Genomic DNA, 22,157 nt, shown 5'->3' with positions numbered 1-22,157 from the left:
CTTTGTAGTTATAAGGACCTATTTTCTTATTTTAGTGTGCCGTAGGTACACAACATCGCTTACAAGTGGTGTACCTACGGCACACAAGATTGGATGAACCCTCATTGTTCTACAAATGTTAAGCCTCTATGAGGCACAAAACCAAGTACTTATCTTGAAAAGTTCGCGTTAGTAAACATATTGGAGTGCCAATGCAGCTCTATTATATGTTTACTAGGTGTTCTTGTAAAGCAGTGTTTTACAGTTAACAGACAACGAATAACAGTTAACGAATAACGGCTAACGAATTCAGAATATCCGCTATCCGTTCGGCGGCGTTACCGTCCCAAAGAGGAGGAATGAGTCCTTTTTTAGTTCGCCCTTCTAAAATTTCAACCACTTTTTCGTGAACCGTTTGGGGGGTTAAGTCGGCGAGCAACTGATTGGTGCCTAGCTCCACCGTAACGGGGCGTTCGGTACTGTCCCGAAACGTCAGGCATGGCACTTGTAAATACGTCGTTTCTTCCTGAATTCCGCCCGAATCGGTCACGACCAATGCCGAGTTTTCCATCAAATGAAGAAATTCCAAATACCCTTGCGGCTCGGTAAGCAGCATGCCTTCGATGCTGGCAAGCTGGTTACTCAGCCCAAACTTCTCGATGTTAGAACGGGTTCTTGGGTGAATCGGGAAAATGACTTTTTTGTATTTAACGGTATCGGCTACAATTTGCAAAATACTCGAAAGTCCTTCGGCCGTATCGACGTTGGCGGGGCGGTGCATGGTCATTAGTACGTATTCGCCTTTCGTAACCCCAAAATCAGCCAAAACTGTAAGTTGTTGGGCTTTTTGGCGGTAATGCACCAACGAATCAATCATGCAATTTCCCACCATATAAACTTTTTCGTCGGGAACACCTTCGCGTTTTAGGTTGTCGATTCCCGCTTGTTCGGTCACAAATAGTAAATCTGAAATGCTATCCGTTAAAATCCGATTGATTTCTTCGGGCATTCGACGGTCGCCACTGCGCAAACCCGCTTCTACGTGTGCAATCGGCACGTGCATTTTACTGGCAACCAGCGCACAAGCAATGGTAGAAGTAACGTCCCCAACCACGAGCACTAAATCGGGTTGCTCTGCTTCCATTACTTTTTCAAACTCCAACATAATTTTGGCGGTTTGCTGCGCATGGGTTCCGCCGCCAATGCCCAAAAAATAATGAGGTTGAGGAAGTTCGAGTTGATTAAAAAAAACGTCCGACATTTTGGCGTCGTAGTGCTGACCAGTATGGACAATTTTAGACTCAATTTTACTTCGTTTTTGAAAGGCTCGGTGCAATGGTGCCACCTTCATAAAATTGGGGCGTGCCCCCACGATATTCACTATTTTCATTCTACAGTAAGATTCGGTCTGACTTTGGGGTAAAAGTACGTATTTCTACTGAGCCTTAAACGTCCACGTTCGGTCAGCAATGGTTTTGATTTTATCTTTAGAAAAATAAACGGGGAAAAAACCGTCTTTGGCCCAAAGTTCAAACAAGTCGCGGTAATGCGGGTCGTCGGGATTCCCCGATTGGCCTGGGTTGTTCATTCCCAAGGTTTTATCCCAATTTTCGGTGTCCACCAATATCCTGAAAGAAGCACCATGTTCCTGATTTAACTGGCCTCCCGTATTGCCAACCGTTTCGCCATAGCCACCGCGCGGAAGTGGGCCAAGGTTGATTTTTGCCCGTTGTTCTTCACTAACCAAATCACTCAGGGCGTGTTTGAGGGCAATGTGTTTGTTTTTGGGTTGGCCATATTGCCACTGATTTTGATCGTTTCCGAGTCGTTTTTGAAGCGCTTCAATCGCTTTTTGGAACGATTTACTTAAAAACTCATCCCTGCCTGCCACGGGGTTTTGACCAAATGCCGACGTTGGCGTCACCAGCCAATCCACGATTCGTTTCATGGGCAAGGTTTTGTAATACGTGCGAATGTTTTCGGGTACCATCAACGTGTGCATGGCTAGTTTGAGTTGCGTTTCCCATTCGGCATAAATAGCGGCGGCGATGGAGGTGGAGGTAAGTTGGTAATCCCATTGCGTCAGCCGTTGTTTGGCTTGTTCGGCTTCTTTCGAACCGTAGGTCGGGTTTTTCAGGAGAAGCGGCACGAGCGTACGGGCAGAAACGGAAAGATAATCGGTTTGTAAGGTGGCAAAATCCTGAAGGTTCATCCGTTTGCCTGCATTGAGCACTTCTTCAATGCGGTGCGCACGGACGGGGTTTGCCCACGTCCAACCAACGGCATTGCGGTACGGAAAATCAACGGGCGTTAAGTTGTTGTTGGCCGTAACGACGTAGCCTTCCGAAGGGTTAATTTTATGAGGAAGTTGCACAATTGGTAAATAACCTGCCCATTCGTAGCGACCATCCCCAGCGACGGGAACTAAACCAGTCCAATTTTTGCGAATGGGAGAAATCCCAACGGCTTGCCAGCCAATGTTGCCTTTTTGGTCAGCATAGATCATGTTTTCGCCAGGAATCCGACTGAAAGAACAGGCCGTCCGAAACTCATCCCACGTTTTGGCTTGGTTCATGCGCAAACTCGCCAAATAGGGAGCACAACCTTCTTCGCGCCAACCCGCTCTTACGGCATATAATTTCTGGTTTTTGGTATCTTCAAACGTCACGGGGCCGTGGCGGGTGTATTTTAGCGCAACTACCACGGGAGCTTGATTGGCTACTTTAATAGTATCTTGAATTATCTTCAAAGATTCCCACTTCCCTTGGTATTTGTATTGATTGGGGTTTTGCGGATTGGTTTCATAGACGTACAAATCCTCGTTGTCGGTTTCAAAAATGGTGAGCCCCCAAGCGGCGTGGTCGTTGTGACCAATGGAAACCCCTGGAAGCGAAGGTTCACCCGCGCCAATCACGTTCCAGCCTGGGGCGTTGAGGTGAATCCAGTACCGAAGCCCTGGCACCGATTGCGCGCGATGCGGGTCGTTGGCGAGCATGGGGTAGCCACTTTGAGCGTGTTTTCCGTCGATGATCCAGTTGTTAGAACCCACTTGGAGCTTTTCTTCTTCGTACCAAGCGTCAAAATCGAAGGCTTGTCCCGTGCGTTTGTCTTCTTTCGTAAATTTCAACGGCGACCGAAAAGCCTCATACATTTCTAAAATGGGTTGAAACAGTTCTTCCCCTTTGATGACTTTATCAAGACTCAAATCGGGCTCCTGCGCGTTTCGGACGGGATGAAACCACTGCAATTCTCGGAGCTTTTCGGCGCCTGCCAAGTGCACAATTCGGGCGTTGTTGAGTTCATCTTTGACGTTACTCAGTAAGCCTTGGTGCCGACTGATTACAACTTCGGGCGTCCAAAAATCGGGGAGCGTGTTCAATACTTTAAATTCAAACGGAAGTTTTTCGGGATGCTGTCGCATTTCGCCCACATAGGCGTTAATTCCTTCCACAAATGCCTTGATAATCTGTGCACTACGGGGGTGGTAGTGGTTTAGCTCGGTCGTTATATTTCCCCGAAACTTAAACAAACGCGTGCCAATGTCTCGTTTAAGTTCTTTTTCTCCCAGCAGTTCGGCCACCGTACCCGTCGCTTGTCGTCGCCAAATCTCAAGCTGAAAAAGGCGGTCAGATGCGGCTACGTAGCCTTGTGCCATGAATAAATCGTGTTCATTTTGGGCATAAATGTGCGAAATTCCCCAACGGTCACGAATGACCTCGACGGGTTGTTTAAACCCTTTGACGGACAGTTCTTGGGCAGAAAGGGAGCCAACTAGCCCCAAAAAAAGGCTAAACGAAAGCAGAATGATGCGTTTCACGAGGTTAGATTAGGTTGAGAGAGGTTAAGATTGAAAATGAAATTTAACAATAAAATAACATACTACAAGTAGTCTTTTTTTACTGTTAAGCTGTATGTACTTTGGGGATTGCTGGCAAAAATTTAAGAAACGTACACCTAACAAAGTATTTTCTTGAATAACTTCAATTAAGCCTTAATTTAATGAAAATATACCTAAATATAGTTTTTTGTTTTAATAAAAAATAGAAAACTGAGGATGAAAAAGAAAGGGTTATAGTTTAATTTACCTATACTGTGGCTTTTATTTTTTTTAAAAAACAGGGCTTTTTGTAGAATAGAGTTAATGTTTTGATAACAACGTTGGCTTTTGTGTGTAGAATGCCTAAACTATTTTTGCGCCACTTTTGCTCACGAATGTAAAAGAAATAGTATATTGGCAACCTCATCATTTTAAATAAATCATTCACAAACTAACTTAATTAACTAACTGATCAAACACTGTTTCTGCCCTTCTTTGCCACTCGTTGTACGCGTGGAAATTGTATTTTTTTGTTTTTTTATTTCCCAACTCTCAATAAAAAGCAAATGAGAAAAACATTACTATCACACATTCTGTTGAAAGACAGGAATCCATTGTTATTTGTAGCGGGTTCTATGCTTTCGCTTTCTGTATTAACCAGTTCAACTATGATGGGGGCGTATGCTGCCACCCCACCCTCACACAAAGTAGGGACTCTGAAAGCAGTACAAGACATTACTGGAACAATTACCGATGAAAATGGCGAGGCGCTTCCTGGCGTGAACGTCGTTGAAAAAGGGACAACCAATGGTACGCTTACGGACGCCGCTGGTAAGTTCAAACTTTCGGTGAAAAGCGACAAAGCCGTCCTTTCTATCTCTTTTATTGGATACGCTTCTCAAGAAATTGTGGTAGGTACCCAAACTTCACTCTCTATCAAAATGACCACCGATACCAAAATCTTGAACGAGGTAGTGGTAACGGCTTTGGGGGTAAAACGCGAAGAAAAATCGCTAGGTTATGCCGTCCAAAAAGTATCAGGTCCTTCGCTCCAAACGGTAAAGGGAGTAAGCGTTGGTACGTCATTGACGGGCCGCGTGTCGGGTTTGTGGGTACGCAACAGTACGGAGTTTAACCAAATGCCAGCCATCAGCTTGCGTGGTGAAACCCCACTACTCGTAATTGATGGTGTACCTTATAATAACATCTCTCTCAACAACATCGCGCAAGATGACATCGAAAGCATCGACGTCTTGAAAGGACCAACGGCTTCGGCTTTGTACGGTTCTCGCGGGGGTAGCGGTGCCATCATTGTCACGACCAAAAAAGGGGCGTCAGGCAAAGGACTTACCGTTACGGTCAACTCCAACAACATGTTCAATGCAGGTTTCTTGATGCTTCCAGAAGTTCAAAGTTCTTACAGCGCAGGGATTGGTGGGGTATATGACCCAACTGACTACGTGTGGGGACAAAAATTGGACGCGGGTAAAATGGCAAACCAATGGAATCCATTTACCAAGCAGATGGAAATGCGTGAGTTGGTATCAAGTGGAAAAGACAACTTTAATGATTTCTTGGTACCAGGGTTGATTACCAACAACAGCGTAAGCGTGGCACAAACGGGCGAAAATGGTAGTTTCCGTGCCTCGTTGACGCACGTTTTCAACAAAGGCCAGTATCCAAACTTGACTTCAAACAACTACAACTTTACCCTAAGTGGTGAGATGAAAGTGGGCGATCGTTTCAAGTTGACGAGCCAAATGGGCTACAACAAGCGTAATGCTCCCCAAATCATGGGAGCAGGATATAGCGACCAAGGCTACATGTACAACATCTTGATTTGGATGGGACCTGAGTACCGTTTGGCCGATTACAAGGACAACTATTGGTTGATTCCTGATGTTCAGCAAAACTGGCATTACAAGGCTTGGTACGACAACCCGTATTTTATGGCGCACGAAAAAGTATGGGGTGTTTACGAAAACCGTTTGAATGCGAACCTTACTGCTACGTATAAATTGTTTGAAGGAGCCAACTTGGTGATTCGTCCTGGTTTTGACTTGTATAACAACGATGAAACAAAACGCAATCCACCAAACATCCTCTCAAACCGTGGATGGGATACCCCAGGTTTGTATTCGATTAACAAGCAAACTGGTTATAGTTTCAACGGCGATGCCTTGATCATGTACAACAAAAACTTTGGTGATTTAGGTATTGATGCTTTGGCAGGTGCGGCAGTTTACTCGTTGCAAAACAACAACTTGTATAGCGCAACCCGCAGTGGTATTTTGATTCCAGGGTATTATTCGTTGAATAACTCAGTTGAGCGTCCAAACGTAAGTGTAGGTGCAAGTGCTAAACAAGTAAATAGTGCGTACGGTAAATTAACCCTTTCGTACAAAAACATGCTTTTCGTGGATGCAACAGGTCGTAACGACTGGAGCTCAACCATGCCTAAAAACTCACGTTCGTATTTCTATCCTTCAGTGGGTGGTAGCTTCGTGATCAGTGAAGTGTTGGGTACAATGCCTTCGTGGTTAGATTTCTGGAAATTGCGTGGTTCTTGGACGCTTTCTAAGTCTGATTTGGGTATTTATGCTACCAACCAAACGTACGGAACGACGATTGGTGCGTGGAATACATTTAACTCAGCAGCTTACCCGACGACCATCCGTAACGCTGAAAACATCCTTCCAGAAACTAACCGTACGTGGGAAGTGGGAACGGCGGCGTATTTCTTGAAAAAACGTTTGAAACTGGACGTAGCGTACTTCAACAAATACACTTATAATCGTCAAACATTGGCTAACGTTTCTACCGCTTCAGGATTTAACAGTACCCTTATCAACTGGGATGAGACAATTGTAAGAAGAGGTTTGGAAGTGAGTCTTGATGCAACCATCCTTAAAAACAAAGACTGGCAATGGGATGCCACCGCCAACTACTCGTACAATCACCGTTATTTCAAAGAAATTGCGCCAAATTCAGCTAAAAACGCTTGGACTGTGGCAGGTGGACGGATGGATGTTTACACAGACCGTGTGTGGATGACCGACCCAGCTTCTGGAAGCATGATTCACCGTGCCAATGGTTTGCCATTGTTGAGCGATTATAGCTACTTGCGTGGTTACACAGATCCTAAATTCTTGTGGGGCTTTGCCAATACCATCAAGTACAAGCAATTTAATTTGATGGTTAACTTCGACGGCCGCGTAGGTGGAGTGTTGAACAACTATACTTCGTACAAAATGTGGGATACGGGTGCGCATCCAGATTCAGACAACCAATGGAGATACGACGAAGTGGTTAACAAAAACAAATCGTTCGTAGGACAAGGAGTGATTGTGAAGTCGGGTGCCGTAACGTTTGATAGCTTTGGTAATATTACCAATGACACGCGCGTATTTGCTCCAAACGAAGCCAAAGTATCGTACCAAGATTACGCTCGCTCGTACGGCGACGGTACTCGCGGTATCACCGATGCTACGTTCTTCAAACTCAGAGAGGTGTCGTTGGGTTATAACCTTCCTTCAAACATCGCCAAGTTGCTCGGAGCACGTTCTGGTTCTATTTCTTTGACAGGCCAAAACGTATGGATGTGGACAAAAGCTTTCCGTTTTGCTGACCCCGACAAAGCAGACGATACGCAGTTGACGTCGCCTTCAGTTCGTTACATGGGAGGTAACATCACGTTGACGTTCTAAGAATCAATTGCATCACATTAAAAAGAATTAGGTATGAAATTTACATTGAAAAAATACTTTTTAATCGCGGTGGCGGGTCTTTCAATGAGCAGTTGCTCAAACTTTGATCAGATCAATACCAACCCCAACGCGGCGACCAAAGCGTCTGCGCCCATGCTGGCAACCACGCTTATCCTTGATGTGTCGAGAAACTCACTCGGAAGCATCTCGTCGATGATGAACGGGAAGTCCATCATCCGGATGGAATTCCCCGAAAATGCGCAATACAATTACCTCGGAAGAGCGAACTTTGACGGCTTGGCAGTGCTGAACAACGTCGAAAAGATGATTGAACTTTCTCCCGCTGGCGCGTACAAAAACTCTTATACCGCACTCGGAAAATTTGTAAGAGCAAGTAAGTTTTTCTGGTTGTCGATGCAGTTGGGAGATATTCCTTATGCCGATGCTTTGTTGGGTGAAAAAGGGACATTGAACCCTAAATATTCGACCCAAAAAGAAGTAATGGCGGGGGTATTGAACGAACTAGAAGAAGCCGACAAATTGTTTGCCAGCGGTATCAAATTCGACGGTGACCCTATCTACGGTGGAGACATCACAAAGTGGAGAAAATTGGTGAATACCTTTGAACTTCAAGTATTGTTGCACTTGTATCGTAAAACTGGTGATGCTGATTTGAAAGTAAAAGAGCGGTTTAACACCATCGTTACGACAAAGCCAATCTTTGAAAGCAACGCTGACAATTTCCAAGTGACCTATTCTGACTTGGCTGGTCAACGTTATCCGTTCTACAAACTCGGCAACACGACGCGCCTATACACCATGATGACAAACGTGGTTGTGGATAGACTCAAAGATTTGGAAGACTATCGTTTGTTCTACTACGCCGATCCTTCGCCAGTGAAAATCGCCAAAGGAGCAGCGATTGATAGCTGGGATTCTTACTTGGGTTATGATCCTTCGATGGTTTACGGAGATTTGACAACCATTTTTGGAGGCAAGGATTACTCAAACGTAAATAGCCGCTACCTCGAACTTGCCAACGCAGAGCCTGTGTATGTGCTCAGCTACGCCATGGCTAAATTTATGTTGGCAGAAGGCGCGCTTCGTGGCTGGATTACTAGCTCGGCAAGCACGCACTATACGGATGGGATCAAGGCGAGTATGAAGTTTACGGCTGGTTTTACACCTGACAACGAGATGTTCCACCACAAACGTAAAATGACGGATGCTTACATTGATGCTTACGTTGCTTCGGACAAAGTGAAGTTGAAAACGACGGCTAGTGAAGCAGTGCAGTTGGAGCAAATCATTACGCAGCGTTATTTGAGCACATTTATGCTCCACGCGCCGTTTGATGCCTTTTATGAAAACCGTCGTACAGGTTTCCCTGTGTTCCCATTGAACCCAAAGTCAAACTTGAACGTACCTGCTGATAAGTTTCCAGTTCGTTGGATTTATCCTCAAAAAGAATTGGATTACAACACAGCAAACGTAAACAGCGCGATTCAGTCGCAGTACGCTGGAAACGACGACTACAACAAACCCATGTGGATTCTTCAGTAAAAAAGTAAGGTTTCCAATAGTGCCAACAACCCGCGCGATTCTCGTGCGGGTTGTTGTTTTTATGGCCCTCAACACCTATTTTTAATCAAAAAGCCATCGTTCCTAAACCACTCAATGAAATGACAGATATTGAAAAATTACAAATGGCGCTCCAACATTTTGCAGGGCTCACCGCCGATGATTTTGGGCTTTCGGCGGGGTATTGGAAACAAAAAAGCTATAAAAAAGGCGAATACTACAACCGCCACCGTACCATCTGCAAAGATTTAGGTTTTGTTACGACTGGGGTATTTCGGTCGTTTACGGTGGATGAGGCAACGGGGGAGGAGAAAAACGTTTTTTTGTATTCGGCCAACGGCTTTGTGGTGTCCTTCAAAAGTTTTATCAACCAAGCCCCCTGCGACTACCATACCCAAGCACTGACGGATGCAACGGTTATTTTTATCAATATTCTTGATCTTTTAAGTTTGTATAAGCAGTCTCACGCATGGGAAAAGTTTGGGAGGCTGTTGGCCCAAGAAGCGTTTAATGTCAGCATGGGACGATTAGAAGGTTTTTTGTTTAAATCGCCCGAACAACGCTACCTCGAATTGATAAAAGAGCATCCAGATATTTTTAATAATGTGCCGCTCTATCATATTTCTTCCTACTTAGGAATTCAGGGGCCGTCTTTGAGCCGTATCCGAAAAAGATTATCGCGTAAGTGATTCGATTTTAACTCAGGTTAAAATTATTGTCAACCCTGAGTGAGACCTTTGTGTCATCAAAATCAAACACTTACGAAAATGAAATCGACCAAAACAATCGTACTTATTCACGGACTTTTTGTAAACAATACAAGCTGGGCTCAATGGAAAACTTATTTTGAAGCGCAAGGCTACAAGGTTTATACCCCTGCCAACCCAGGCCACGAAGGCGTGCCTTCTGAACTGCGCACGACGGTTCACCCCGACCTTACCAAGACGGGTTTTGAGGATGTGGTGATGAACATCGTAAAGCTTATTGATACGTTACCAGAAAAACCCATCGTCGTTGGGCATTCTCTAGCGGGGCTTGTTGTCCAAAAATTAATTGAACTAGACAAAGCCGTGGCGGGTGTTAGCATCGATGGAGCGCCTCCAAAAAACGTTTTGGCACCTTGGGCAACGGTTAAAATTGTGTTTCCTGTCGTAAATTTCTTCAAAGGAAACCAGCCTTACCTTGGCACAAAAGAATGGTATCACAAAGCCTTTTTTAACAATTACACCAAAGACGAAAGCGACCGTTTGTACGATCAAATTGCAGTTCCTGAAAGTAGAAAAATTGCCCGTGATACGCTGTTAAGCTCATTTGCGGCGATTGACTTCAAAAAACCACACCAACCTTTGTTGTTTATTGGAGGAGAGAAGGATGCGATTTTTGCTTCCTCGTTTACAAAACGAATCGCAGGATCGTACAAAGACAAAAACAGCCTCGTTGACTTCAAGGAGTTTGAGGGGCGGAGTCACTTCATAGCGGGAGAAAAAGGCTGGGAAGAAGTGGCTGCGTATGTGCTTAATTGGATAAAAAAAGTGGCGTAATGCTCAGGGATGGGCTGGTTTGATGCCATAACTTCGTAGCTCGTCCCGCACTTTTTTGACCCATTCGGCTTGTTGGGGTTTGTTGATGCCGTGGGCCGTTTCTTCGTCGTATTGCTGTTGAAGTTCGGTGTGTTTGCGGTAAAATTCGATGTATTGGTACTGGATTTCGCTGCTGAAATCTTCGGGCGAAATAGCCATTGTTTTTAGGTGCCGTCGAAAGCGTTCCGAAATCAAGCGGGTGATGTCGAAGTGCAATTGTTCGTGGTCAAGGACATAGTCATTTTTGGAATCTTGACGTACCCACGAAATCGTTTTGTCCATCCAAACTTTGGTCTTAACCCTGAGTTCCAGCACCCGATTGTTGACCGAAGACCGTGCTTCAAAGCCAAAACTGGTGAATATTTGGGCGGCCCAGCGGCTTAATACGCTGGGTGCGCCCATAAAGTCTTTCCATACCAAGGGGCGTTCGGAATGATAGTACAGCGTGTCACCGTCGGAAATGGGCAAATCATCTTCAAAAACCAGTTTAACTTCCCGTACAAATACGTCGGAAGTTTTTATACCTTTTGAAAACCAGCTGTTAAAACCTTTGAGTTGGTTTTCAATGAGTTTTCGTAACATGGATTCGATGACATCCTCGGGTGTTACGCCTGTGCGCGTGTAGGTGCTTGCGGCACTGGCGCCCGTCAGGGCTGTTCGCTTGCCTTCTCGGTACGTTTCAAAGCTGAGTCCTAATTTGATTTCACCGTTGACGCGGTTGGCGGGCGTGAGGGTTTCGCTGATGCGTAATTCTTTGATAACGACGATGATGGGAACCAAGGTGTCGGTTTTGGTAGGATTGAAAGTACGGTTCAAAAAATTCTCAATGGCCTTAGCTGTCCCTCCTTGCAGCACGGCCGTAATGGGTTGGGGCCGACTCCAAATTTTACCAACGTTGGAGGTGACGGCGCGCTCGTCCACTACTTGCGCAATATAATAGCCATTGGGCCTGATACTCAAGCGTTCAGGTTGAAGAGTCAAGGTTTGAACCTGCGCCAAAATCACGTTTGGAAACCACCATCCCAAGAAAAGGCAGTGCATAATTGCCTTTAAAACATGCTTCATACCTCTTCTTTTTGTTACTTTGCAGATTCTCGCTGGTTCAATCACGGTATTCTATTCAAACTTTATGGCTTCACAGGAACGTCCCGCATTCGACGATATTTTTATGGAATTGGCTCAAAATTTAGCACGGCGCTCGCATTGTATTAAAGCGCAAGTGGGGGCTGTCCTTACCAAAGATACACGGATTATTTCAATTGGATACAACGGCCCACCGTCAGGAACGCACAACTGTGACGAAGAGTTTCCTGAGACGGGCTGCCCACGCGATTCTAAGGGAAGTTGCTCGTTGGCGTTACATGCCGAACAAAATGCGATTTTGTATGCCGTCAAAAACGGCGCAAACCTCGAAGGAACAACGCTTTACGTAACGCTTTCGCCCTGCATTGCGTGCGCGCGGGTGATTTATACCATGAAAATAAAAAGGGTCATTTTTTTGGACTCGTATGCGGCTTACAAAGGCATTGGTATCGATGAAGGCGTGGAGTTTTTGCGCAAATTTGGGGTACAAGTAGAACGCCACCACTCGGCGGTTATCGCACAATAAAATGAACTACCTCGCACATTTTTATTTGTCGTTTGGTCAAAAACCGCTGATTGTGGGCAATTTACTGGGCGATTTTGTGCGAGGTCGCCTCGACCACCCTCGGAATGCACATTACACAACACCCATCCGACAGGGCATTCTTCTTCACCGACACATAGATTCCTTCACGGATGCGCATCCCGTGGGGTTGGCTTGCCGCCAAGCTCTGCCTTCCAGTTTTGGTAAATATCGGGGCGTTGTGATGGACATGTACTTTGATTATTTTTTGGCCAAACATTTTAACGATTATCACGCTCAACCTCTGTCTGACTTTGTCGCAGAAGTATATCAAACTTTAGAGTCCAATCGTTCTATTTTGCCCGCCGACGCCTTGATGCTGGTGGACTCGATGATTAAATACGATTGGTTGTACCATTACCAGTTTATTGAAGGTATGAATCGTTCATTTCAGGGTATGTCGCGTCGGTTTGCTTTTTTAAAAGGCATCGAACACGCAGGAGCGGAGTTAGTGGAGAAAGAATCGCAGTACGAAAGCTATTTTCGCTCGTTTTTTCCCGATTTAGTGAGTAGTTGTGAAGATTTTCTTATTTAAATACTGGTATAGTTGAACCATTTGCTATTTGGAATGAAACGTCTTTTAATACTGATAGGGCTTTTGCCCTTTGTGTGTTTTGCGCAAAAAACACCCGTGGATTATGTCAATCCTTTGATTGGCTCAGCGCCTTCAACTACTGAAAGTGCCCGCCGACACAGTGAAGGGGCAAGCGAGTTGCGCGGGCAAATTGCACCTGCCATTGGCCACCCGCACGGCATGACAACCTGGACGCCACAAACCCGTGCCACCGAGACCAAGTGTATTGCGCCTTATTATTATAACGACCCCAAAATCAACGGTTTTCGTGCGACTCACTGGCTCAATGGAAGCTGCGTGCAAGATTATGGTAGCCTGACGTTGATGCCGATTTCGGGCAAACTTCGCATTGCCGCTGCCGATCGTGCCGCCTCGTATTCGCACGCTCAAGAAGTGGTGTCGCCGTCTTACTATTCGGTTGAACTAACCGACGCGCACATCAAAGCAGAATTATCGGCAACGAAGCGCTCGGGCTTGCTGAAATTTACGTTTCAAGACAAAGCACCTGCTTACCTACTGATTGAACCCAACAGCGATGAAGGCGAAGGCTACGTCGAAATTGTACCCGACCAAAACGAACTGGTTGTCTATAATCCTGTGCATCGTATTTATCAAGGTAGCGGACAATCGGCAGGCTTTAGCGGATATTACGTCATTCAGTTTGAAAAACCGTTTAAAAATTACGGAACGTGGGAAGGAAACGAAATTCAGCCCCGAAGCCAAAAAGTGAAAGGGGCAGGAAATCGGGTGTCGGTTGGGGCTTATGTAGAAATAGATATAACGACCAATCCCGTTGTCAATGTTCGGGTGGGTTCTTCCTTTACGGATGCCGCTGGGGCGCGTACCAATCTTACAAATGAGCTTTCTCATTGGGACTTGAATAAAGTCAAGGCACAAGCTGCCGAGGCATGGAACAAAGAACTGGGTCGTATTGCCATCAAAGGCAGCGAGCAGTCCAAAACGTTATTTTACACGGCCTTGTATCATACCAAGCATACACCTCGGCTTTTTTCGGACGTGGACGGGCGCTATCCAGGTTTTGCCGATGACAGCGAAATCCATACAACCAACGGCTTTGACTACTATTGTGACTTCAGTCTTTGGGACACATTTCGGGCTGGAATGCCGCTCCATACGTTGTTAGAACCCCAGCGTTCGTCGCATTTTATGCAGTCGCTGGTGACCAAAGCCGAACAAGGCGGATGGATGCCGATATTTCCGTGTTGGAATCATTTTACGGCTGCCATGATTGGCGACCACGTGGCGTCGGCCATGGCCGATGCCTATGCCAAAGGTATTCGAGGTTTTGATGTTCAAAAAGGGTATCACTATTTACATCAAAATGCCTTTACGCCCAATGCCGACCCCAAAAGCTACGAAGCAGGCAAGGGGCGCAGGGCGTTGGTGAGTTATTTGAAATACAACTACATTCCGCTCGAAGACTCGGTGTGGCAGGCGTTTCACAAGCGCGAACAAACCTCGCGCACGCTGGAGTATGCCTACGACGATTTTTGTCTGAGCACGTTGGCAAAGGCGTTGGGCAAAACGGCAGATTATGAGGAACTTCGCCGCCGAGCATTGAATTATAAAAACGTTATTGATCCCGCAACGGGCTGGGCAAGAGGACGTTATGCAAACGGACAATGGAGCAAAAATTTTGACCCTTATGCCACGAGGGTACCATTTATTACGGAAGGCTCTCCTGCGCAATACACTTGGTTTGTTCCGCACGATGTCCAAGGTTTAATTACACAAGTGGGTGGACGTGAGCGTTTTATCGCAAAGTTGGATACCATGTTTGAACAAGGGAAATATTGGCACGGCAACGAACCTGGCAACCACACGGTGTATTTGTATGCCTACGGTGGGGAACCTTGGAAAACTCAAAAATGGGTGCGTCAGTTGGTAGAAGAGGAGTACTCGACGGATGCGGGCGGCTTGAGCGGTAACGAAGACGGCGGGCAAATGTCGGCTTGGTTGGTCTTTAGCATGGTTGGATTTTATCCAGTTTGTCCAGGAAAACCTTATTATGTTTTAGGAAGCCCGAGTGTGGAAGAAGCAACGTTGCGGTTGGCCAATGGGAAATCTTTTCAACTTATTGCCAAAAAGCAAAACGCTAAAAATAGATATATTCGGTCGGCTGTATTGAATGGAAAACCTTTGAATACAGCCTTTTTGACCCACGAGCAAATCCAAAATGGTGGCGTATTAGAATTAGAAATGAGCGAAACGCCGAATCCCAAATGGGGGAAAGAGGTCGATAAATTGTCTTCATATTAAAAAAAACTTCTTATATTAGCCATCATCAAATAACCCAACCCCCTCTTTCTCTACTTTTATGAATGCACTTATTAGCGGAATTCAACAAGTGGGTATTGGTGTTCCAAACGCCAATGACGCCTTTACGTGGTATCGAAAAACACTTGGTTTGAACGTTCCCATTTTTAATGATGAAGCAGATGCGAAATTGATGACGTGTTATACCTCAGGGGAAGTTCGTCGTCGTCATGCCATCATGGCCTTAAACATGGCGGGCGGCGGTGGTGTCGAAATTTGGCAGTACAAAAATCGCATCCCAGTCGAACCCACCTTTGAGCCTGTGTTGGGTGATTTAGGGATTTTTTCCATCAAAATTAAATGCCTTGACGTTCCTACGTTTTATACACAACTCAGCAGCAAGGAGAAAAAATCGGCTTTAGGTGCTTCTCCCGAAAACCGCAAACAATTTTGGCTGCGAGATTTCCGCAATAACATTCTTCAAATTGTGCCCAACGACTCGTGGTTTCGTCCCAATGGTCACCTTACAGGAGGGGTGTGTGGCGCAGTAATCGGCGTAAGTGACATCGACAAAGCCATTGCTTTTTACGCAGGCACTTTACAAATCGACCAGATTGTTTACGATAAAACGGGAACTTTTGAAGATTTTGCCTTTTTGGGTGCTGACAAACAACTTTTTCGTCGGGTGTTGTTGCGTAAATCTTTAGGAAAAGTAGGGGCTTTTGGAAAATTGCTTGGAGGAATTGAAATTGAATTGGTACAAGCGTTGGACAGAACACCCCGCAAAATTTTTGAAGACCGCGATTGGGGCGATGCAGGCTTTATTCACCTTTGCTTTGATGCCCTTGACATGGATGCCCTCAAGAATCAGTGCCAAGCCAATGGTTTTCCGTTTACGGTCGATAGCGCCGATTCGTTTGACATGGGCGAAGCCGCAGGACGATTCTCGTACGTAGAAGACCCCGACGGAACACTTATTGAGTTTGTCGAAACGCACAAAGTGCCTATCGTGAAGAAATTGGGGATTTATCTCAACTTGAAAAAAAGAAAGAAACAAACACATTTACCCGACTGGATGGTAGCGACCCTGGGTTGGGGAAAAGTCAAAGATTAATATTTGTCAAACGCCATTGCACAGAGCGGTGGCGTTTGGTTTTAAGAAGTATGACTAGGATATACTTCCTCTAAAAAAGCGATAACGGCATTGGTAAAAGCATGGTTAGAATCACCTGCTACCATGTGACCAGCGCCCGAAACGGTAGTGCTCCGAACGTGCGGTACTGCATCCAAAAACTCCGCCATTACGCGCTCGCTCACCACGTCGCTCATGCCACCACGAACGATAAGCGTGGGTGCTTTTAACCGCTGGGCAGCCTGATAAAGACGTTCTTCGTACGCAATTTGTTGGTCGGGCGTAGCATTTTTCCACACTTTGAGCATTTGCGGATCCCAATGCCAATAATACCGACCTTCTCGAAAACGGAGGTTTTTTTCTAACCGACTGGGGTCATAATTTTTTGAGCGCTGTGGCAAATAGGCCGATACGGCAGCGGCGGCTTCTTCCAAGCTGCCAAAGCCACTTTCGAGGTGTGAGCTCATAAAGGCAAAAATGCGCTCAATCCCTTTTTGTTCGGCCTTAGGCGCAATGTCCACCAAAACAATGGCCGAGGCGAGGGATTCGTCCGATTCGCCGTCTAACACCATGGCGGTGAGCCCACCCATAGAAGCCCCAACGAGGGCGGGTTTGGTACCAAGTTGACGAATAATTGCTTTTAAATCAGCGACCAGACCGTCCACCAAGTAGTTGCCCGTGGCTGACCAATCGCTTTCTCCGTGTCCACGGGCGTCGTAGGTGATGGCGTACCAACCTTGGTCTGCTAATTTTTGGGCGGTATCTCCCCACGAATGACGCGTTTGACCGCCACCATGAAGTAAAATTAAGGGTGGATGAGCTGGATTTCCCCAACCTTCTGCCGACAGAAAAAAATGAGGCTCTGTTTCAAACCGAATCGGGTGAGATGGCATTAAATGGCAGGGACAAGTTCCAAAAACACGTCAAAATTGAGGCCACTATAAACAGCGGTATGACGTAAGCTCATTCGGGCTCGTTCTAATTTGTTGATCGGATAATTTCCCCTAAACGTTTTTCCTAAGTCAATGTACAAGGTCTTAGAGTTATCTAACAAATCCCAAGCACCACCCTGTTGTACAGTAAGGGCGACGGGATCGAGGGCACGAACTGTTTTATCTTCTTTAAAATAGATATAGACTTCAAAAAAGCTTTTGACTTCGGTCGGCAACAAGTTTTTGTCAATAACGTTACCGTTCAAGTCGGTGATTTTGGTAACTTTCCAAGGATTGGTTGTCAATACGCTCACGGCCGCATCGGGCGTTGGTGGGTTGTCAGGCGTCTCTACCTGCTTACAATTAGCAAGAAAAACCGACAAGAAAACAAAACAAATAACCGACCACTTTTTCATAGCTTTTGTTTACGGGTTACATTTGTATGCAAAATTAACTTTTTTACAGGATATTCCGTTTTAAACGGGAGTTAGGTTGAGGAAAAGATATGACTTTTTACCATAAAGTAACCAAATTGACGCATAAATCCTCCGTTACTAAACATGGATGGGTGGCTTCCTTCGTACTGTTGTTAGTTTCCCATCTTTTTGCAAAGGCCCAGGAATGTACACCTACTTTTCAATGGACACCCGTCAAAGCAACTAACGTTATCGAATGGGAAAAATTTCCTGCCTTTTCGCTGCCGTTTACAATTATCTATGAAGGCCCGCGCTTTGGCGACACAAAATCGCTCCCACTCAGCCGAGGGTTTAGTCATTTAGCTACTTTTTCGGGAAATGAAAGTGCAACCTTGCCCTTTGAGCAGCGAGCAGTGACTTGGTACCACGTAGCCACCGAAGCAAGTAACCAACCTTGGGCCGACAGGGCCGTAAGGAGTCCTTGGGGAAATGATCAAAACTTGTACAATTCGATTTGGGAAAATCAGCTTCGGGGGCACGCCGATGCGTTTCAGGATTCACAAGGTGGAAAGCCATTGGCTTACAGCATTGTTGGACTTGACATCGAACGGATTTTTGATACTGACCGCGAAATAGCAGCCCTCAAAACCCAACCAAGGATTCCTGAGGCATACCGTTCTTTGAGCGATGCGCAGTTTGTGGAACGATACAAGCGCGATATGCAGCGACAATATGCAGCACCCGTTGATTTTCTGCGCAAAAAATCAGTGGAAACTACGAAAATTGGTAGCTACAGCGATGCTTTGATTCGGGGAAGTTTTACCAATTGGCTGGCCATGGACTTGACAACCTGGAAAGATTGGACAACCAACTCCAATTTGCTACTGCACGTGATGAAAGACTCGACGTCGGGGCAACCTGGAGGCCCTTTTTATAACCAACTCAACCTGCTCACACCTTCTTGTTATTATTATTACGACTACAATACCTCGCCATTAGGGAAAGATTATTTGGCGTATTTGCTGTTTGTTATTGAGGCCAATCGAGTGTGGTCTGACAAACCCGTAATTCCCTACATCTGGATGCGCTACCACGATGCGTTTAACCCAACGGTGCCTTTTGTTCCTTCGTTTGTGGCAGAGGCAACGGCCATTTTTCCTTTCTTTTCGGGGGCAAAAGGGCTCTGGCTTTGGGAGGCACCCGTTGATACTAGCCGCCAAGACAACTACGCGAGTTATGAGTATTTTATTGGTGGTTTGTACCGTTTATCGCAGTTTAAGGAGTTTTTTGAGGGAGCCAATCAGTTGGTCATTCCCACACCTGCCTTAGAATCATCGAAAGCAAAATCAGCCATTTGGCGTGGCGTGGTTAAAGGCTCTAACATTCTGATTGCCGCCCAAAATCCCTATGTTTCGTCGGATACCCAAGAAACAACAATCAATGTAAGCTTTCAAAATTGGCAAAAAACAATCACCCTCAAAGGCCGCGAAGTGTTTTTGTGTTCTTTTGATTTGAATACAATTACGTCGGTGGAGGAAGCGCATGGATTAAAAGACATAAAAGTAACGCCTAATCCCGCCCACGAAAAAATTCAATTTAGGATTGAAAGTGTGTCGAGCACGGCGGCCTCCATTTTTCTGACCGACCTCGTCGGAAAAGTACATTCAAAAGAAGAGGCAGTTCTCAAAGAAGGTATTAACGAACGTGAAATCAATGCTTCAAACCTTCCAACGGGTACTTACGTACTTCACGTAGAAGTGAATGGGCGACGATTATCCGAACGTGTTCTAATTAAGTGACATATTTTGGCCTGTTTACTTTACGTTTTTGTCATTTTACTATTCGGTTAGTTTTTTTTGTTGCTTAGTACACAATTGTTAGTTATACTTGCGTTATTTCTAATAACCCAAACTAAAACAGTGTACAGCCATGTATCGTAGTTTTATTCTGATTGCCCTTAGCTCGGTGTTGTTGGGGGCCAAAGTACTTCCGTGGGAAGACAAGTGGTTAGACAAATTGGTCGCCAAATTTGAAAAGTACCAACAAACCTATCCTGCTGAAAAGGCGTATTTGCACCTCGACCGTCCCTATTATTCAACGGGGGAAACGATTTGGTTTAAAGCCTATTTGGTGTACGGAATCAGCCACGCCGCTGATTCGGTGAGTCGTGTTTTGTACGTTGATTTGGTGGACAAAACAACGTCAAAAGTGGTATTGCTCAAAAAAGTAGCCCTAAACGGGGGAATAGGTCATGGTGAAATGACCCTGACAGATTCGTTACAAGAGGGAGAGTATCAACTCCGCGCTTACACCCAATGGATGCGCAATTTTTCAGAAGATTTTTACTTCCACCGCGACGTACGCGTACTCAAATCCAGCAAACCAGTTGCCTCTTTGCCCCCCAACGCGGATGACATTGACGTACAATTTATGCCCGAAGGTGGAGATTTGGTGCAAGGGTTAGAAGGTCGGGTAGCTTTCAAAGCCGTCAACGCGCTAGGGAAAGGCGTTGGAATCACTGGAGCGGTGGTAAGCCAAACCAATGATACCTTGGCAGGGTTTTCGACCTCGCACCTCGGTATGGGATTTTTTAGTTTTATGCCCGAAGCTGGTCAAGAGTATCGCATCGAAGTACGAAAACCCAACGGTCAGTACGTGAAATACCCTATTCCTAAGGTTAAAAAAGAAGGGTTTACGGTAACTGTCGATAATCTATCCCATAAAGATAACGTCAGGGTGATTGTGCGCCACAACAAACCGCTGAATCCGTCGGCTGAAATGTCAATTTTTGTTCATACCCGTGGGGCAGTGGGCTACGCTGCCAAGGCAACTTTGGCAAAAAAAACGGTTTTATTCAACATCCCACGCGCTAATTTGAGCGACGGAATTACGCACATCACGCTTTTTGACGAAAATAACCTTCCGACCGCAGAGCGGCTGGTGTATATTCAGCGCAATCGAGAAATTGAGTTGCAAATCGCTAGCGATAAAAATACCTACAAACCACGGGAAAAAGTGGAATTGGAGATTACGGCAAAAGACTCTGAGGGCAATCCTGTAATGGGTAATTTTTCGTTGGCCGCTACGGATGCAAAACAAGTACTTGATAAAGAGCTCAATGCGTTGTCGATTCGTTCGTATTTCTTGTTGGCTTCTGATGTCAAAGGAACTATTGAGCAACCAAGTTATTATTTTGACAAAACAAACCCAAATGCGGCTGCCCATATGGATATCTTGCTGATGACACAGGGGTGGCGTCGTTTTAACTGGGGTGAAGTACTGAAAGATTCGTTAGCACCAGCTCCTTTTTACGTTGAACAAGGCATTTCATTTTCGGGAAAAGTAGCGCGTATGAACAAAAAACAACCTGGAAAGGTGAAATTGACCTATATGCTGGTTCAAAAGGACAGTACGCGCTCGGTGTTGATGGGAGAAACGGCCGAAACGGGTGAGTTTTTGGTCTATGACCTCGATGTCCGTGATACGACCACAGTGTTGGTGCAGGCTATGACGGAGCGTGGAAATCGGAATTTATCCATCATGCTCAATCCGTTTCAACCTGCCAAAGTGTCAATAACCAAAATTCCCTTTAACCCCATCGAATTTGACCCAAACGAACTAGCAGAATACCTCAAGCGTACGGAAGAGTACCTGCGAATTGAGCGCCAAATTCGAGCGAGCCGGGAGCAATTGTTGAATGAAGTAGTAGTAAAAGCCAAACGCACCGACCCAATCAAAGACGACTCGCGCCGTGCCATGTACGGAGAACCAAGCAATACCGTGAAATTTGACAACATGAATACCGCAGGAGCGTTGTCGATTTTTGACGTTATTCAGGGGCGAGTACCTGGTGTTCAAGTGACGGGAAGTGGCATGAACCGCTCCATCCAAATCAGAGGCGCGGCCAACTTTAGCGGAGCGGTTGAGCCCTTGTTTTTGCTAGATGGTATGGCTGTGAGCAAGGATGCCATTATGTCAATTCCACCCAATGATGTGGAGGCGGTTGATATTTTGAAAGGAGCCAATGCTGCGATTTATGGTAGCCAAGGCGGAGGGGGAGTGGTAGCGATTTTAACCAAGCGCGGTGGCTCAACTTACGACTGGACCAAAGACAAAGCTGAAGGGGTAATTACGGAAAAAATACTGGGCTACAGCCCCGTGCGGGAATTTTACGCACCAAAATACGATAAAGAAGCACCCGAACACGTTCAACCCGACTTTCGGGCTACGGTATTTTGGTCGCCCATGATACAGACGGACAAGGACGGAAAAGCCAAGGTCTCTTTCTTTACCTCAGACGCCAAAACCGACGTAAAAGTTCGGGTAGAAGGCATGAATTCTACGGGAGCGATGGGAGTGAAAGAAAGTACGTTTAAAGTTAACTAAGTATCTGAAAAGCAAAAAAGCCGCCCCGATAATTCATCGAGGGCGGCTTTTTGCGTGGATAGGGTGATAGCGCAAGCGTCCCCGTTCGTGCTGACGATTCAAGGGCTTCC

At 45.7% G+C, this 22,157-nt stretch carries 15 protein-coding genes; 10 read left to right on the top strand and 5 right to left on the bottom strand.

Annotation, left to right across the window (positions count from 1 at the left end):
* Positions 1-265 precede the first annotated feature (265 nt).
* Together wecB and DTQ70_RS09990 are read right to left on the bottom strand one after the other, a co-directional pair.
* Positions 266-1,369 carry a non-hydrolyzing UDP-N-acetylglucosamine 2-epimerase gene (wecB, locus tag DTQ70_RS09995; RefSeq protein WP_122930680.1) on the bottom strand — a complete coding sequence of 368 codons (1,104 nt, stop codon included), beginning with the start codon at positions 1,367-1,369 and terminating at the stop codon, positions 266-268.
* A 45-nt stretch (positions 1,370-1,414) separates the two neighbouring features.
* Entirely contained in the window at positions 1,415-3,796 is a 2,382-nt protein-coding gene (locus tag DTQ70_RS09990; protein ID WP_122930679.1) for a penicillin acylase family protein, read from the bottom strand.
* A 566-nt stretch (positions 3,797-4,362) separates the two neighbouring features.
* Between DTQ70_RS09990 and DTQ70_RS09985 the strand changes: the two genes are divergently transcribed.
* The 4 genes from DTQ70_RS09985 to DTQ70_RS09970 all read left to right on the top strand — a co-directional run bounded on the left by DTQ70_RS09985 (position 4,363) and on the right by DTQ70_RS09970 (position 10,625).
* On the top strand, positions 4,363-7,503 hold the full coding sequence (locus DTQ70_RS09985; protein ID WP_122930678.1) for a SusC/RagA family TonB-linked outer membrane protein: 3,141 nt from the start codon (positions 4,363-4,365) through the stop codon (positions 7,501-7,503).
* Between the two features lie 33 nt (positions 7,504-7,536).
* Positions 7,537-9,066, top strand: coding sequence for a SusD/RagB family nutrient-binding outer membrane lipoprotein (locus DTQ70_RS09980; protein WP_122930677.1), 1,530 nt, complete (start codon positions 7,537-7,539; stop codon positions 9,064-9,066).
* Positions 9,067-9,185: 119 nt separating this feature from the next.
* Positions 9,186-9,773: a Crp/Fnr family transcriptional regulator gene (locus DTQ70_RS09975; RefSeq protein ID WP_122934337.1), complete on the top strand. Its 588-nt coding sequence runs from the start codon at positions 9,186-9,188 to the stop codon at positions 9,771-9,773.
* 78 nt (positions 9,774-9,851) lie between these two features.
* A complete protein-coding gene (locus tag DTQ70_RS09970; protein WP_122930676.1) occupies positions 9,852-10,625 on the top strand; it encodes a carboxylesterase in 774 nt (257 codons plus the stop codon).
* Between the two features lie 3 nt (positions 10,626-10,628).
* Here DTQ70_RS09970 and DTQ70_RS09965 read toward each other — a convergent pair whose 3' ends face one another.
* Entirely contained in the window at positions 10,629-11,729 is a 1,101-nt protein-coding gene (locus DTQ70_RS09965) for a hypothetical protein (RefSeq protein ID WP_164489959.1), read from the bottom strand.
* A 64-nt stretch (positions 11,730-11,793) separates the two neighbouring features.
* On the opposite strand from DTQ70_RS09965, the gene DTQ70_RS09960 reads away from it, so the two are divergent.
* Genes DTQ70_RS09960 through DTQ70_RS09945 form a run of 4 tightly spaced genes read left to right on the top strand, consistent with a single transcriptional unit; the run spans position 11,794 to position 16,295 of the window.
* Complete coding sequence (locus tag DTQ70_RS09960; protein ID WP_122930674.1) at positions 11,794-12,273, top strand: dCMP deaminase family protein; 480 nt, start codon at positions 11,794-11,796, stop codon at positions 12,271-12,273.
* A 1-nt stretch (position 12,274) separates the two neighbouring features.
* The gene (locus tag DTQ70_RS09955) at positions 12,275-12,865 is read left to right on the top strand and encodes an ACP phosphodiesterase (RefSeq protein ID WP_122930673.1); all 591 of its coding nucleotides are present in this window, start codon (positions 12,275-12,277) and stop codon (positions 12,863-12,865) included.
* 33 nt (positions 12,866-12,898) lie between these two features.
* The gene (locus DTQ70_RS09950) at positions 12,899-15,184 is read left to right on the top strand and encodes a GH92 family glycosyl hydrolase (protein WP_122930672.1); all 2,286 of its coding nucleotides are present in this window, start codon (positions 12,899-12,901) and stop codon (positions 15,182-15,184) included.
* A gap of 58 nt (positions 15,185-15,242) precedes the next feature.
* Positions 15,243-16,295, top strand: coding sequence for a VOC family protein (locus DTQ70_RS09945; RefSeq protein ID WP_122930671.1), 1,053 nt, complete (start codon positions 15,243-15,245; stop codon positions 16,293-16,295).
* 41 nt (positions 16,296-16,336) lie between these two features.
* Here the strand turns inward: DTQ70_RS09945 and DTQ70_RS09940 are convergent, their stop codons facing one another.
* Together DTQ70_RS09940 and DTQ70_RS09935 are read right to left on the bottom strand one after the other, a co-directional pair.
* Entirely contained in the window at positions 16,337-17,206 is an 870-nt protein-coding gene (locus DTQ70_RS09940; RefSeq protein ID WP_122930670.1) for an alpha/beta fold hydrolase, read from the bottom strand.
* Complete coding sequence (locus DTQ70_RS09935; RefSeq protein ID WP_122930669.1) at positions 17,206-17,661, bottom strand: hypothetical protein; 456 nt, start codon at positions 17,659-17,661, stop codon at positions 17,206-17,208. Before DTQ70_RS09935 ends, DTQ70_RS09940 begins: the two co-directional genes overlap by 1 nt.
* Before the next feature lie 89 nt (positions 17,662-17,750).
* Here DTQ70_RS09935 and DTQ70_RS09930 point away from each other — a divergent pair, with 89 nt between their 5' ends.
* The gene (locus DTQ70_RS09930; protein WP_122930668.1) at positions 17,751-19,460 is read left to right on the top strand and encodes a T9SS type A sorting domain-containing protein; all 1,710 of its coding nucleotides are present in this window, start codon (positions 17,751-17,753) and stop codon (positions 19,458-19,460) included.
* 130 nt (positions 19,461-19,590) lie between these two features.
* The gene (locus tag DTQ70_RS09925) at positions 19,591-22,047 is read left to right on the top strand and encodes a TonB-dependent receptor plug domain-containing protein (protein WP_122930667.1); all 2,457 of its coding nucleotides are present in this window, start codon (positions 19,591-19,593) and stop codon (positions 22,045-22,047) included.
* Positions 22,048-22,157 lie beyond the last annotated feature (110 nt).

Source organism: Runella sp. SP2, assembly GCF_003711225.1.
Lineage (GTDB): Bacteria > Bacteroidota > Bacteroidia > Cytophagales > Spirosomataceae > Runella.
Note: the sequence above shows the minus strand (reverse complement) of the source record. Positions and strands in the feature narration are given on the sequence as shown.